Here is a 15,000-nt window from a genome sequence, read left to right on the forward strand (position 1 = left end):
TATTTTGGATGACTTCAGGATGTTTAAAGTCTAGGTCGGCATACATGAGGTAGTCGTAGTTTCCGTTTTCGTTATCGACCAATTCCTCGTTGGCCCAGCCCTTGTTGTCTCCTTGAATCAGATAAATCCCAGACTTACGGCGTTTGGCATCGTAGTCTGTACCTGTGAAGTGGTACCAGTGCCAGTGGAAGCCATTGTAGGTATCTTGGCGACCATCGAAGGTAAAACTAGTCCAGCCATTGATGGTGAAGGGTTCTCCAAGTTCAACTGTACGGTCTACAGGATCCACTTCAATAACTTGAAAGGCTTCCCTGTGATCGGCAGCAGCCTTATGGTTGAGAACTACATCGGCCATAGGTTGAATTCCCTGTGCTTTTAGGGCTTGAATGGCTTGAAGATAGTCTTCTTTGAAACCATACTTGGTGCGGACAGTCCCTTTTTGGTTGAACTCTCCTAAGTCAAATAAGTCATAGACCCCATAGCCTACATCTTTTTCATTGGTCGCCTTAAAAGCTGGTGGCATCCAGACATGGCTGATTCCCAGATCAGCTAGGTGTGGAGCATCTTCAGCCAGACGTATCCAGTGCTGACCGTCGTGGGGCAGATACCATTCAAAGTATTGCATGAGTGTTTGATTTTGCATGATGTTTCCTCTTACTTGTCAATCTTGTTCTTTATTCTATCATAAAGTATCTCTCAGAGCAAACGTTTGCGTAATACTGAATAATAAGTTTTTGACTATTTTATATAAAGTGTTGATTTTTTTGTATCAAAGTGCTAGTATAATGGTATATAACACAGATAAAGATAGGAGCCATCTCATGATTGAATTTCAAAATGTTAGTAAGTTGTATGGTGATAAAGAGGCCTTGAGTAATCTCAATTTGCAGATTGAAAATGGGGAGATTATGGGTTTGATTGGCCATAATGGGGCTGGGAAATCGACTACCATAAAATCCTTAGTCAGTATCATTTCACCCAGCAGTGGTCGTATTCTGGTAGATGGTCAGGAGTTATCGGAAAATCGTTTAGCTATTAAACGAAAGATTGGCTACGTAGCAGACTCGCCTGACTTATTTTTACGCTTAACAGCTAATGAATTTTGGGAATTGATCGCTTCATCCTATGATCTGACTAGCTCTGACTTGGAAGCTAGTCTAGCTAGGTTATTGGACGTTTTTGACTTTGCTGAAAATCGCTATCAAGTTATTGAAACTCTTTCTCACGGAATGCGTCAGAAAGTCTTTGTCATCGGGGCACTCTTGTCCGATCCTGATATTTGGGTCTTGGACGAACCCTTGACTGGTTTGGATCCCCAGGCTGCCTTTGATTTGAAGCAAATGATGAAGGAACATGTACAAAAAGGCAAGACAGTCTTGTTTTCAACCCATGTCCTAGAGGTAGCCGAGCAAGTCTGTGATCGGATTGCCATTTTAAAAAAGGGGAATTTAATATATTGTGGTAGCGTAGAGGACTTGAGGAAAGACCATCCAGACCAGTCTTTGGAAAGTATCTACCTTAGCCTTGCTGGTAGAAAAGAGGAGGTTTCAGATGCGTCTCAAGGTCATTAAAAAATTAGTTGATATCAATATCCTCTATTCATCTCAAGAAGCTAATCTGGCTAACCTACGAAAGAAGCAAGCTAAAAATCCTGGAAAAAAAGTAAATGTTTCCGCTAGAGTCCTAAGTTCTTACATTTTTTCCAGTCTCTTGATGCTCATCATGTTTATAAATATAGCCTTTCGTTTTCCTTTTGAGGAAAGACCAAGTTTTTTTAGTACCATGGTTGCTATTTTACTGGTGCTTGCCTTTTCAACTTCTTTCACTGCATTTTACAATGTCTTTTATGAGAGTAAGGATTTGGTATCGTATAGACCCTATGCCTTTAAAGAATCAGAGATTATAATTGCTAAAGGACTGTCTGTTCTCTTGCCAGCTCTAGCTGGAATTGTACCAATCCTAGCTTATTTTCTAGTCCTCTATATTAGGCTAGCTCCTTCTCTTTGGCTGGGCTTGCCTTTGATGCTGCTGTCCTTGGCCTTGTTATTTGTCTCTGTTACTTTAGTGATGGTAGTGGCAGTACATTTCTTGGCTCAGACTACGGTTTTCAGAAAGTATCAGTCTATTTTTTCGAATGTGATGATTGGGATAGGGGTTCTCATACCTTTAATATTTGTCCTCTTTCTACAGTCGACTTTTGGAAGTATTGTTGACAAAGTTAGAGACATTCCATTTCTCCTTTATCCTCTTCATATCTTTTACAAAATAGCAGTGGCTCCTTTTTCGACGGAAGCCATCCTGGGTCTGCTCGCTTGGATAGCTTTAACTGTTTTCTTGCTTTACCTGACCAAAAAGAAGGTTTTTCCTCATTTTTATGACGTGATCCTACTTAATAGTGAGGAGAAGGTCAAAAAAGAACGTCGCAGCAAGGAGAGAATTTCAACTACTAATAAAAAGGGATTTTTCCGTATGGTTTTACGCTACCACCTCACCCTCTTGGGACAGGGGACTGGCGTGATTACAGTGCTTTTTACAAGTGCTTTCCTTCCTTATCTCATGATGATCGGTCTGATTTCCAAAATCCGAGATTCTCAGATAGTTCCAGATATTCATCCTCCATACTGGTTACCCTTGTTTTTTATAGCTCTCTTTATAGCAGTTGTCAATAACAATATCACCAGCCTACATTCAATTGCCTTGTCCTTGGAGAGGGAAAATGTTGATTTTCTTAAGAGTTTACCCTTTGACTTTGCTCGTTATGTGAAAGTGAAATTTTGGATTATATTTGCTGTCCAGTCCTTTTTACCAGTCCTGACTTTACTTGGTCTTTCTCTATATCTAGGCTTGCCTATCCTTTCGATGATCTACCTCCTTGTGGCCTGGATCTTTGCAAGTGTCATCCTTTCTTGCCACCATTACCTTAAGGACGTGAAAAATTTGTCAACCAATTGGAGTAACATTACGGACCTGGTGAACCGTTCAAATCGTATAGTAGCAATAGTTTTACTCTTAATTTATAGTGTTATCTTAATGGCCCTTGTAATAGGGAGCTTATTCTTGGTTCGGTCTCTCTCCCCTATCCTTGCCATTAGCTTGGGAGTAGGAGCTCTGATCCTTCTGCTTGGTCTTGCTATTTTTGGCTATCATTACTACCTGTCACGCATATTGACAGAAATAGAAAAAAGATGAGATAGTTGGTCGCTTGATTGATAAATTCAATTCGACAAATGCTTTTATAGTTTGTTAGAATGTAGTTGTAAATGATTAAGATTGGTAATCAAAAAAATATAGGGAGGAATGTTTTGAATAAGAAATACAACATAGTTCTATTTTTGTTGTTTATAGTTTATTTATTTGGATATTTTTCAATTTCAAAAACGTTAATTCCTATAATGTGTGTGATCCAAGTATTTTTGATAGAACATATATTTAGAGTTCGAAATAGAATTATGCAGATAGGTGAAATTATAATTATTGTTGCTTCTATAATATTATTTATTGATAGTATATTGAGTTTGTAACAAAATGCTTTTCTATAAAATCAAATATTCCATATATCTGCTGAAGCTGATTTATTTCGTCATCTTTCTTCTACCTTTGTCACTAAATTTGACAGACACATATTGCTGATACAGCCTCTCTAGCTACAATCTCAAAGTTAAACTGAGGTTAGTTTTTTGTTCTTTGATTTTCATTGAATTTTATTTTATAAAAAGAGATGCTCCTCCGAGACGGAAGAGCATCTTTTATTGTGATTCTTACACATTTACTTCCTAATTTTTAATTAGTATCAGTATACTATTTTTTAAAATGAAAGTAAAAAGCAGGGGCTGTTTCTTTTTTGAGAATTGTCTAAAAATTTGATATAATGGTAGTTATGAATAGAATAAGAGTCAGTAAGCGGGTTGAAAAGAAGCTTGCCAAAGGTTTGGTTTTACTAGAAGCCAGCGATCTTGAGAATGTCAATCTTAAGGATCAGGAAGTAGAAGTGCAGAGTCAGGAAGGAACCTTTCTTGGGACTGCCTACCTTTCTCAGCAAAACAAGGGCTTGGGCTGGTTTGTGAGCACAGACAAGGTGATCTTCAATCAAGCGTTCTTTGAAGCACTGTTTAGACAAGCTAAAGAAAAGAGAAGTGCCTACTATCAAGATGATTTGACAACTGCCTTTCGTCTCTTTAACCAAGAGGGAGATGGTTTTGGTGGTCTGACAGTGGACCTTTATGGCGACTATGCTGTCTTTTCTTGGTATAACTCTTATGTTTATCAGATTCGTCAGACCATCTCAGAAGCCTTTAGACAGGTTTTTCCTGAGGTTTTAGGAGCATATGAGAAGATCCGTTTTAAGGGTTTGGACTATGAATCTGCCCATGTTTATGGTCAAGAAGCACCTGACTTCTTCACTGTTTTGGAAAATGGTGTCCTCTATCAAGTCTTTATGAATGATGGCTTGATGACAGGAATTTTCCTAGATCAGCACGAGGTTCGTGGTAGTTTAGTTGACGGTTTGGCTATGGGGAAATCCTTGCTCAATATGTTTTCCTATACAGCAGCCTTTTCAGTAGCTGCAGCTATGGGAGGAGCTAGCCAGACAACTTCTGTTGACCTAGCCAAACGTTCACGAGAATTGTCTCAAGCACATTTTCAGGCAAATGGGCTCAGCACAGATGACCATCGTTTTATAGTTATGGATGTATTTGAGTATTTCAAGTATGCCAAGCGAAAAGGCTTGACCTACGATGTGATTGTTCTAGATCCGCCTAGCTTTGCTCGGAACAAAAAACAGACCTTCTCTGTGGCAAAGGATTATCACAAGTTGATATCCCAGAGTCTTGAGATTTTAAATCCTGGAGGGATTATCATTGCCAGTACCAATGCTGCCAATGTATCCCGTCAGAAATTTACAGAACAAATTGATAAAGGCTTTGCAGGAAGAAGTTACCAGATTTTAAATAAATACGGTCTTCCAGCAGATTTCGCCTATAATAAAAAAGATGAAAGTAGTAATTACCTCAAGGTGATTAGTATGAAGGTTAGTAAATGAAATTAATCGTTTCAGTAATGCCAAGAAGTTTAGAGGAGGCTCAGGCTCTGGATGCCACGAGGTATCTGGATGCCGACATCATTGAATGGCGTGCCGACTATCTGCCTAAGGAAGCGATTTTGCAGGTAGCTCCAGCTATTTTTGAAAAATTCGCAGGTCGTGAGTTGGTTTTCACATTGCGAACTCGTTCTGAAGGGGGAGAAATCGACCTTTCTCCAGAAGAATATATCCATCTAATCAAGGAAGTGGCGCAACTCTATCAACCAGACTATATTGATTTTGAGTACTATAGCTACAAGGATGTTTTTGAGGAAATGTTGGACTTCCCAAATCTCATTTTGAGTTACCACAATTTCCAAGAAACACCTGAAAATCTGATGGAAATCTTGTCAGAGTTGACGAGCTTAAATCCAAAACTTGTTAAGGTTGCGGTGATGGCTCACACGGAGCAGGATGTCTTAGACTTGATGAACTATACACGAGGTTTTAAAACCCTCAATCCTGAACAGGAATATGTAACCATTTCTATGGGCAAGGTGGGCAAGGTCTCTCGTATCACTGCGGATGTGACAGGTTCTAGCTGGTCCTTTGCTAGTCTAGATGAGGCAAGTGCCCCAGGTCAGATTTCTCTAGCTAGCATGAAAAAAATCAGGGAGATTTTGGATGAAGCTTGATGGCTATACACGTTTAGCTGCCGTTGTTGCCAATCCTATTAAGCATTCTATTTCCCCCTTTATTCAAAATAGTGCCTTTGAGGCGACAGCTACCAATGGTGCTTACGTGGCTTGGGAGATTGAAGCGGGTGATTTGGCAGAAACAGTGGCCAATATTCGTCGCTACCAGATGTTTGGCATCAACCTGTCCATGCCCTATAAGGAGCAGGTGATTCCTTATTTGGATGAGCTGAGTGACGAAGCGCGCTTGATCGGTGCGGTTAATACGGTTGTCAATGAGAATGGCAATTTAATTGGATATAATACAGATGGCAAGGGATTTTTTAAGAGCTTGCCTTCTTTTACAATTACAGGTAAAAAGATGACCCTGCTGGGTGCAGGTGGTGCGGCTAAGTCTATCTTGGCGCAAGCTGTTTTGGACGGAGTCAGTCAGATTTCTGTCTTTGTCCGTTCGGTTTCGATGGAAAAAACAAGACCTTATCTAGACAAGTTACAGGAGCAGACAGGCTTTAAAGTGGACTTGTATGCTTTAGAAGATGTTCCTGAACTGCAAGCAAGGATTGCTGGGTCTGATTTGCTGGTTAATGCCACAAGTGTAGGGATGGATGGTCAATCATCTCCAGTTCCTGAAAACATTGTCCTATCAGAAACTCTTTTAGTAGCAGATATCATTTACAAGCCTTTTGAAACCCCATTTTTGAAATGGGCCAGAAGTCAGGGGAATCCAGCGGTCAATGGTCTGGGAATGTTGCTCTATCAAGCTGCAGAAGCTTTTCAACTGTGGACAGGCAAGGAAATGCCGACAGAAGAGATTTGGCAGTCTTTAACAGAAAAATACCAATAAAGAAAAGGAGATTCTCCTATGAAAATCAGAATCGATATTCCTCATCATCCTTATGATATTCAGATTAAAAAAGGCTGTCTGGCTCAGGCTGGTCAATGGTTGCGAGAACTCTGGCAACCACAAAAGGTAGTCATTGTGACAGACAACCATGTAGCTTCTCTTTATGCAGAGAAGGTCAAGCTCAGCCTAGAAGATGCTGGTTTTCAGGTAGCAGTTTTTGACTTTTTAGAAGGGGAAGAACGGAAAAATCTGACCACTGTTCAGAAAGTCTATGAATTTTTAGTTAAGAAAGGTCTGACTCGTAGCGATGGAATCGTGGCTCTCGGAGGTGGTGTCGTTGGAGACCTGGCTGGTTTCGTAGCCTCTACCTATATGCGGGGCATTCATTTTGTTCAGATTCCGACTAGTTTGACAGCCCAGGTGGATTCGTCTATTGGTGGAAAGACGGGCGTTAACACTCCATTTGCTAAAAATATGGTGGGTACCTTTGCCCAACCAGATGGGGTTCTGATTGATCCGCTTGTTCTTGAAACCCTCGGAAAAAGAGAGTTGATTGAAGGGATGGGTGAGGTTATCAAGTATGGCTTGATTGAGGACCCAGAACTTTGGGCTCTCTTGACGGAGCTGGATGGTTCTGTAGAGAGTATTTTGGAACACGCAGAGACTTTAATTGAATATTCTTGTCAAGTCAAGCGCAAGATGGTAGTTGAGGATGAGTTGGATAACGGTGTTCGCCTTTACCTCAATTTTGGGCACACTATTGGCCATGCCATTGAAGCGACTGCCGGTTATGGCAAGGTCATGCATGGAGAAGCTGTAGCCATGGGAATGGTGCAGATTTCCAAGGTTGCTGAGGAAAAAGGTCTCATGCCAGCTGGCATAACTCAGTCCATTACAGATATGTGTCAGAAATTTGGCTTGCCTGTTGACTATGAAAACTGGGATGTTGATAAGCTTTATCAAGCTCTTACTCATGACAAGAAAGCGCGTGGCAACACCTTGAAATTGGTCTTGGTACCAGAGCTCGGTTCAGCGACCATTCACCCAGTTTCTCTGGAAGAGATGAAAGACTACTTGGTAAAATAAGGAGAGTGTATGAGATATTTAACTGCAGGAGAATCACACGGACCCCGTTTGACGGCTATCATTGAGGGAATTCCAGCTGGACTTCCTTTGACAGCTGAGGATATCAATGGCGACCTTAAACGCCGTCAGGGTGGCTACGGTCGTGGTGGTCGTATGAAGATTGAGAGCGACCAAGTTATCTTTACTTCGGGTGTTCGCCACGGGAAGACGACTGGGGCTCCTATTACCATGGATGTCATCAATAAGGACCATCAGAAATGGCTGGATATCATGTCTGCGGAGGACATTGAAGACCGCCTTAAAAGCAAACGAAAAATCACCCATCCTCGTCCCGGTCACGCCGACTTGGTTGGGGGAATCAAGTACCGTTTTGATGATTTGAGAAATTCTTTGGAGCGTTCATCTGCCCGTGAAACCACCATGCGGGTGGCAGTTGGGGCAGTAGCCAAACGCATCTTGGCTGAGCTGGATATGGAGATTGCCAACCATGTCGTAGTCTTTGGTGGCAAGGAAATCGATGTTCCTGAAAATCTAACAGTGGCTGAGATTAAGGAAAGAGCTGCCCAGTCTGAAGTTTCTATTGTCAACCAAGAACGGGAACAGGAAATCAAGGATTATATTGACCAAATCAAACGTGACGGTGATACCATCGGTGGGGTTGTGGAGACAGTCGTCGGAGGTGTTCCAGTTGGTCTTGGTTCCTATGTCCAATGGGACAGAAAATTGGATGCGCGATTGGCCCAAGCAGTTGTCTCTATCAATGCCTTTAAAGGGGTGGAATTTGGTCTTGGATTTGAAGCTGGTTACCGTAAAGGCAGCCAAGTTATGGATGAAATTCTCTGGTCTAAAGAAGACGGTTATACCCGCCGTACTAATAATTTAGGTGGTTTCGAAGGTGGTATGACCAATGGGCAACCCATCGTTGTTCGCGGCGTCATGAAACCCATTCCTACCCTCTACAAACCACTCATGAGTGTGGATATCGAAACCCATGAACCCTACAAGGCAACTGTGGAGAGAAGTGATCCGACTGCTCTTCCAGCAGCAGGTGTGGTCATGGAAGCTGTTGTGGCAACGGTTCTGGCACAAGAAATCCTTGAAAAATTCTCATCAGATAATCTAGAGGAATTAAAAGAAGCGGTAGCTAAGCACCGAGAGTATACAAAGAACTATTAAGGAGTTCCTATGGCAAAAACAGTCTATATCGCAGGTCTTGGTTTGATTGGTGCCTCTATGGCACTCGGTATCAAACGGGATCATCCAGATTATGAAATTTTAGGTTATAATCGCAGTCAAGCTTCGAGAGATATTGCCTTGAAAGAAGGCATGATTGACCGTGCAACAGATGATTTTGCCAGTTTTGCTCCTTTAGCAGATGTCATCATCCTTAGTTTGCCAATCAAACAAACCATTTCCTTTATTAAGGAATTGGCCGACTTGGACTTGAAAGAAGGTGTGATTATCTCAGATGCCGGTTCGACCAAGTCATCCATCGTAGATGCGGCGGAGCAATATTTGGCTGGCAAGTCTGTTCGCTTTGTCGGGGCCCATCCCATGGCTGGTAGTCACAAGACAGGGGCTGCTTCTGCAGATGTCAATCTCTTTGAAAATGCCTATTATATCTTTACACCTTCGAGTCTGACAGGTCAGGACACGCTTGAGGAAATGAAGGCTCTGCTTTCAGGTCTTCATGCTCGCTTTATCGAAATTGATGCCAAGGAGCATGATCGTGTGACTTCTCAGATTAGCCATTTTCCTCATATTCTAGCTTCTAGTCTCATGGAGCAGACCGCGGTTTATGCTCAAGAACATGAGATGGCAAGGCGCTTTGCGGCAGGTGGTTTTCGAGATATGACTCGGATTGCGGAAAGCGAGCCAGGTATGTGGACCTCTATTCTCTTGTCCAATCGTGAAACCATTCTAGACCGAATTGAGGATTTTAAGGAACGTTTAGATGAGGTTGGTCAGGCTATCAGCAAGGGAGATGAAGAGCAAATCTGGAACTTTTTCAACCAAGCGCGTGAGCAACGTCAGGTCATGGAAATCCATAAGCGTGGTGGAGTAGATAGCTCTTATGACCTCTATGTCGATGTTCCCGATGAAGAAGACGTTATTTTACGAATCTTAGAACTGCTACGTGGAACTTCCTTGGTCAATATTCATATCAACGAGGAAAACCGTGAAGATATTCACGGGATTCTACAAATTTCATTTAAAAATGCTCAAGACTTGGAAAGAGCGGAGCATCTAATAACAGAAAACACCGATTACACAGTCGTCATCAAATAAGGAGAAAAATATGCCTAAAATAGAGCTTAAATTCATATTTGGTGTTATCTTTATTTCTTTTATCTTACTTAGAGCTTACGCTGTTAAAAAAGATGTGAAAACTACTTCAGAAGCAAGTGTTGAGACAAAAAATGAACCATCCAACAAGGAAATAAGTTAAGAGAAAACCAATTCAAAGTATGTAGATGATAGAATTATTAATGATTTTATTAATAGCTATAATCAAAATTCTAATAGCCCATTAGAAAATATCAAAAAAGGAAATATAAAAATAAAATATTTCGCATCAAGCTACGGATATTACTTGGAGCTTTTACATGCAAATGATACTGATAAAATCAATGTAACAATTAATCAGACAAATGAAAATAGTGAATCTGGTGTTGTAGGAATGAAAGAAGTATTTCATGATATTGTTAAATCGATTGAATCATCCTTATCCGATGATGAGATAGATCACTATTTTGATAATCTTATGTCAAATGAAATAAAAACAGGTTCTAATTTAGGAACTTTGAAGATAGAGTATATACCAGATAAGGAATTAAGCAATGGACATTCAAGAGGTCATATAAAAGTGATTGCACAATAATAATGACCACAGAGTGACTAGTAATTTTAAAAGAAATAAATAAGGAGAAAATCATGTCAAATATTTACGATAGTGCAAACGAACTCAGTCGCGGTCTACGCGAATTACCAGAATACAAGGCTGTCAAAGCAGCTAAAGATGCTATTTCAGCAGATGCTGAGGCAAGCAAAATCTTTACAGAATATGTTGCTTTCCAAGAGGAAATTCAAAGACTAGCGCAGACAGGTCAAATGCCAGATGCTTCCTTTCAAGCGAAAATGGAAGGCTTTGGTAAACAGATTCAAGGAAATAGCCTCTTGTCAGAATTCTTTATCAAGCAACAACAATTGGCCATTTACCTTTCTGACATTGAAAAAATTGTTTTTGAACCAGTTTCAGAATTGCTAAAATAAGAAAATAACTATTATAAAGTCAGGAATTTTTAAGGAATTTCTGGCTTTTTATGATAAAATAGGTAAAAGTATTGCAAGTATGAGGTCCAGTATGAAACTAAAAACAAATATTAGCCACTTACATGGCAGTATCCGCGTCCCTGGTGACAAGTCTATCAGCCACCGTTCCATTATTTTTGGAAGTTTGGCTGAGGGTGAGACCAAGGTTTATGATATACTGCGGGGTGAAGATGTCCTTTCTACTATGCAGGTTTTTCGAGACCTTGGTGTTGAGATTGAGGACAAAGATGGGGTTATTACTATTCAAGGTGTCGGTATGGACGGCTTAAAAGCGCCGCAAAATGCTCTTGATATGGGAAATTCTGGAACCTCGATTCGCCTGATTTCAGGTGTCCTTGCAGGTGCAGACTTCGAAGTAGAAATGTTTGGAGATGACAGTCTTTCCAAACGTCCTATGGATCGTGTGACCCTTCCACTGAAACAAATGGGCGTTAGTATTTCAGGGCAAACTGAGCGAGACCTGCCTCCCCTTCATTTAAAAGGGACGAAAAACCTAAAACCTATTCATTATGAGTTGCCAATTGCCTCTGCCCAAGTCAAGTCAGCCTTGATGTTTGCAGCTTTGCAGGCTCAGGGGGAGTCCGTTATTATCGAAAAAGAATGCACCCGTAATCATACTGAAGATATGTTACAACAATTTGGTGGCCATTTAAGTGTGGAGGGCAAGAAAATCACAGTCCAAGGGCCACAAAAATTGACAGGACAAAATGTGGTTGTTCCAGGAGATATTTCAAGTGCAGCCTTTTGGTTAGTCGCAGGTTTGATTGTTCCAAATTCTCGTGTGGTGCTTAAGAATGTGGGCATCAACGAAACGCGTACAGGTATCATTGATGTCATTCGCGCCATGAGTGGAAAATTGGAAATGACAGAAATTGACACAGTCGCTAAATCTGCTACCTTGACTGTTGAGTCTTCTGACTTGAAAGGAACAGAGATTGGTGGCGCTTTGATTCCACGCTTGATTGATGAATTGCCAATTATCGCGCTTCTGGCGACCCAGGCCCAAGGTGTAACAGTTATCAAGGATGCTGAGGAGCTCAAGGTTAAGGAAACAGACCGCATTCAGGTTGTGGCAGACGCTTTAAATAGTATGGGAGCAGATATTACTCCGACGGCAGATGGAATGATTATCAAAGGAAAATCAGCACTTCACGGTGCTAGAGTCAATACTTTTGGAGACCATCGTATCGGCATGATGACGGCTATCGCGGCTCTCTTGGTTGCAGATGGAGAAGTGGAACTTGACCGTGCTGAAGCCATCAATACCAGCTATCCTAGCTTCTTTGATGATTTGGAGAACTTGATTCATGGCTAAGGTGTTACTAGGCTTTATGGGTGCTGGCAAATCGACTATTGCAAGAGGCTTGGACCTAGATTATCTCGATATGGATGCTCTGATAGAGAAGCGTTTAGGTATGTCCATTGCGGAATTTTTCTCTGAAAAGGGAGAAGCGGCCTTTCGTCAGATAGAGTCAGAAGTCCTAGCTGATTTACTACAAAGAGATCAAGTTGTGTCAACTGGTGGAGGAGTGGTTATTTCTCAGCGAAATCGTGACTTACTAAAGACCAATTCTGATAACATCTACCTGAAAGCTGATTTTGAAGCCCTCTACCAACGTATCGCAGCTGATAAGGACAATCAGCGTCCGCTTTTTCTAAATAATAGCAAGGAAGAACTTGCAGCTATTTTCCAAGAAAGACAGGCTTGGTATGAGGAAGTGGCCAGTCGGGTTTTGGATGTGACCAAGCTAAGTCCAGAGGAAATTATAGAGGAACTGAGATGAAAATTGCTTATCTAGGTCCCAAGGGATCATTTTCACACCACGTAGTGCAGACAGCTTTTCCTCATGAGGAATTGCAGGCTTTTGCCAACATTACAGATGTCATTAAGGCCTATGAGCAAGGCTTGGTGGACTATTCTGTGGTGCCAGTTGAAAATTCTATCGAGGGTAGTGTTCATGAAACCTTGGACTACCTTTTTCATCAGGCTCGCATTCAAGCAGTTGCAGAAATCGTTCAGCCCATTCATCAGCAGTTGATGGTGGTTCCAGGCCATACTAAGATTGAAAAGATTTTTTCTCATCCTCAGGCCTTGGCTCAAGGAAAGAAATTCATCGATGAACAATATCCAGAGGCCCAAATCGAGGTAACAGCTAGTACAGCTTATGCGGCCCGTTTTATTTCCGAACATCCTAATCAGCCTTTTGCGGCTATTGCACCAAGAAGTTCTGCTGAAGAATATGGCTTAGAACTGATTGCTGAAGATATTCAAGAAATGGAAGCTAATTTTACACGTTTCTGGGTTTTGGGAGCTGAAGGTACAGCCATTCCCTTGCAAGCACAAACTGAAAAAATGAGTTTGGCCTTGACCTTACCTGACAACCTTCCAGGTGCACTTTATAAGGCCCTATCGACCTTTGCTTGGCGAGGAATTGACCTGACAAAAATTGAAAGTCGGCCACTCAAGACAGCACTGGGAGAATACTTTTTCATTATCGATGTGGACTATGCCGATAAGGACCTGGTCCACTTTGCCCAAAAAGAATTAGAAGCGATTGGAATTCAGTATAAGGTTCTGGGCGCCTATCCTATTTATCCAATATCAGACCATGGAAAGGAGAGAAGATGAGCCAAGAAAATCCTTTAAGCCATCACGAGCAGTTGCGTTATGACTATCTTTTTAAGAACATTCATTACCTCAATGAGCGAGAGAAAAAGGAGTTTGCTTACCTACAAGGTAAGTTAAATATGGCTAGCGGTAGCGAAGTTTCTCCAGAAATTCATAATGAAAATCACGATATGGAAGAGTCTTTCATGGAACCAATCAATCAGTCTCCTCTTCCATCCTATGGTAACCGTAGTCGTTCAAAAAAATACCAGAAAAGTCATTCTCAACCAAAGGTTAAAGCAAAAAAACGCAAGATTCGTTGGGGGCGCATTTTTGCAGGATTGCTTGCCCTTCTGGCCTGTGTCGGTTTTGGCATGATTTTTATGTTCCTAAAAGGGTATTCAAATGCTGATCCAAACAAACCTGCCAATGCTAAGGCAGCTCAAGTAGAAGTCTTTAATGGTCAAGATACCAGAGATGGAGTTAATATTTTGATTATGGGGACGGATGGACGAATTGGCCAAAACAGTGCTGAAACGAGAACAGACTCTATTATGGTACTAAATGTTGGTGGCTCAGATAAGAAAATTAAGCTGGTCAGCTTCATGCGTGACAATTTGGTTTATATAGACGGTTATAGCCAAGTGATTAACGGTAGAAAGCAGTCCGATAACAAATTAAATGTAGCCTATGAGTTAGGAGAACAAGAGGGGCAAAAAGGGGCAGAAATGGTTCGCCAAGTCTTGAAAGATAATTTTGACTTGGACATTAAGTACTATGCTTTGGTAGACTTCCAGGCCTTTGCAACAGCGATTGACACGCTTTTTCCTGATGGTGTGACAATTGATGCCCAATTTTCAACATTGAATGGGCGTCCATTAACAGAAGCTACAGTCGGAGATGATTTACATGCTACTGAGACTGAGTCTCCAACCCAAACCATCAAAGTTGGGAAACAGCAGATGAACGGATCAACCTTGCTCAACTATGCTCGCTTCCGTGATGACGATGAAGGTGATTATGGTCGTACTAAGAGACAACAGCAAGTGTTGACAGCTGTTCTGCAACAACTCAAGGATCCAACTAAACTCTTTACTGGATCAGAAGCACTTGGTAAGGTCTTTGGCATGACCTCTACGAATGTTCCTTATAGTTTCCTACTGACCAATGGCTTATCCTTCCTAGATGGAGCGCAAAATGGCATTGAGAGATTAACAGTTCCAGAACTAGGTGATTGGGTCGATGCCTATGATGTCTATGGAGGCTTGGGCTTACTGGTTGATCAAAACAAATATCAGAATAAATTATCTCAGATGGGATTGAGATAAAATAAGATAGGAGAATCAAAGTTTGAAGGCTATTTATCTAGCAATCAGGCTTTGATTTTTTACAGTCTGCAATAGATTTTCACCCC

General features: G+C 41.3%; 17 protein-coding genes. 16 read left to right on the forward strand and 1 reads right to left on the reverse strand.

What is annotated here, in order from left to right:
- A partial coding sequence (locus RWM06_RS05275; protein WP_313970356.1) for an alpha-amylase family glycosyl hydrolase occupies positions 1 to 643 on the reverse strand: 643 nt, incomplete at its 3' end.
- A gap of 178 nt (positions 644 to 821) precedes the next feature.
- On the opposite strand from RWM06_RS05275, the gene RWM06_RS05280 reads away from it, so the two are divergent.
- The 16 genes from RWM06_RS05280 (at position 822) to RWM06_RS05355 (ending at position 14,914) form a co-directional block, all read left to right on the forward strand.
- Complete coding sequence (locus RWM06_RS05280) at positions 822 to 1,571, forward strand: ABC transporter ATP-binding protein (RefSeq protein WP_313970357.1); 750 nt, start codon at positions 822 to 824, stop codon at positions 1,569 to 1,571.
- Complete coding sequence (locus RWM06_RS05285; RefSeq protein ID WP_313970358.1) at positions 1,552 to 3,189, forward strand: hypothetical protein; 1,638 nt, start codon at positions 1,552 to 1,554, stop codon at positions 3,187 to 3,189. Before RWM06_RS05280 ends, RWM06_RS05285 begins: the two co-directional genes overlap by 20 nt.
- Positions 3,190 to 3,260: 71 nt before the next feature.
- Positions 3,261 to 3,521, forward strand: coding sequence for a hypothetical protein (locus tag RWM06_RS05290; RefSeq protein WP_313970359.1), 261 nt, complete (start codon positions 3,261 to 3,263; stop codon positions 3,519 to 3,521).
- 356 nt (positions 3,522 to 3,877) lie between these two features.
- Positions 3,878 to 5,041: a class I SAM-dependent rRNA methyltransferase gene (locus tag RWM06_RS05295; RefSeq protein WP_313970360.1), complete on the forward strand. Its 1,164-nt coding sequence runs from the start codon at positions 3,878 to 3,880 to the stop codon at positions 5,039 to 5,041.
- On the forward strand, positions 5,038 to 5,715 hold the full coding sequence (aroD, locus tag RWM06_RS05300) for a type I 3-dehydroquinate dehydratase (protein WP_313970361.1): 678 nt from the start codon (positions 5,038 to 5,040) through the stop codon (positions 5,713 to 5,715). The genes RWM06_RS05295 and aroD overlap by 4 nt, the downstream gene beginning before the upstream one ends.
- Positions 5,705 to 6,559, forward strand: a complete 855-nt coding sequence (locus RWM06_RS05305; protein ID WP_313970362.1) for a shikimate dehydrogenase — start codon at positions 5,705 to 5,707, stop codon at positions 6,557 to 6,559. The genes aroD and RWM06_RS05305 overlap by 11 nt, the downstream gene beginning before the upstream one ends.
- Positions 6,560 to 6,577: 18 nt before the next feature.
- Positions 6,578 to 7,645: a 3-dehydroquinate synthase gene (gene aroB / locus RWM06_RS05310; RefSeq protein ID WP_313970363.1), complete on the forward strand. Its 1,068-nt coding sequence runs from the start codon at positions 6,578 to 6,580 to the stop codon at positions 7,643 to 7,645.
- A gap of 9 nt (positions 7,646 to 7,654) precedes the next feature.
- Positions 7,655 to 8,821, forward strand: coding sequence for a chorismate synthase (aroC, locus tag RWM06_RS05315; protein ID WP_313970364.1), 1,167 nt, complete (start codon positions 7,655 to 7,657; stop codon positions 8,819 to 8,821).
- A gap of 9 nt (positions 8,822 to 8,830) precedes the next feature.
- Entirely contained in the window at positions 8,831 to 9,934 is a 1,104-nt protein-coding gene (locus RWM06_RS05320; protein ID WP_313970365.1) for a prephenate dehydrogenase, read from the forward strand.
- Positions 9,935 to 9,944: 10 nt separating this feature from the next.
- On the forward strand, positions 9,945 to 10,094 hold the full coding sequence (locus RWM06_RS05325; RefSeq protein ID WP_001124152.1) for a hypothetical protein: 150 nt from the start codon (positions 9,945 to 9,947) through the stop codon (positions 10,092 to 10,094).
- A 144-nt stretch (positions 10,095 to 10,238) separates the two neighbouring features.
- Positions 10,239 to 10,526, forward strand: coding sequence for a hypothetical protein (locus RWM06_RS05330; RefSeq protein ID WP_313970366.1), 288 nt, complete (start codon positions 10,239 to 10,241; stop codon positions 10,524 to 10,526).
- A gap of 53 nt (positions 10,527 to 10,579) precedes the next feature.
- Positions 10,580 to 10,918 carry a YlbF/YmcA family competence regulator gene (locus RWM06_RS05335; RefSeq protein ID WP_313970367.1) on the forward strand — a complete coding sequence of 113 codons (339 nt, stop codon included), beginning with the start codon at positions 10,580 to 10,582 and terminating at the stop codon, positions 10,916 to 10,918.
- A 91-nt stretch (positions 10,919 to 11,009) separates the two neighbouring features.
- On the forward strand, positions 11,010 to 12,293 hold the full coding sequence (aroA, locus tag RWM06_RS05340) for a 3-phosphoshikimate 1-carboxyvinyltransferase (protein ID WP_313970368.1): 1,284 nt from the start codon (positions 11,010 to 11,012) through the stop codon (positions 12,291 to 12,293).
- Entirely contained in the window at positions 12,286 to 12,762 is a 477-nt protein-coding gene (locus RWM06_RS05345; RefSeq protein WP_313970369.1) for a shikimate kinase, read from the forward strand. The genes aroA and RWM06_RS05345 overlap by 8 nt, the downstream gene beginning before the upstream one ends.
- On the forward strand, positions 12,759 to 13,607 hold the full coding sequence (pheA, locus tag RWM06_RS05350) for a prephenate dehydratase (protein WP_313970370.1): 849 nt from the start codon (positions 12,759 to 12,761) through the stop codon (positions 13,605 to 13,607). Before RWM06_RS05345 ends, pheA begins: the two co-directional genes overlap by 4 nt.
- Entirely contained in the window at positions 13,604 to 14,914 is a 1,311-nt protein-coding gene (locus RWM06_RS05355) for an LCP family protein (protein WP_313970371.1), read from the forward strand. The genes pheA and RWM06_RS05355 overlap by 4 nt, the downstream gene beginning before the upstream one ends.
- Positions 14,915 to 15,000: the final 86 nt, after the last annotated feature.

The organism is uncultured Streptococcus sp. (assembly GCF_963516575.1).
GTDB lineage: Bacteria > Bacillota > Bacilli > Lactobacillales > Streptococcaceae > Streptococcus.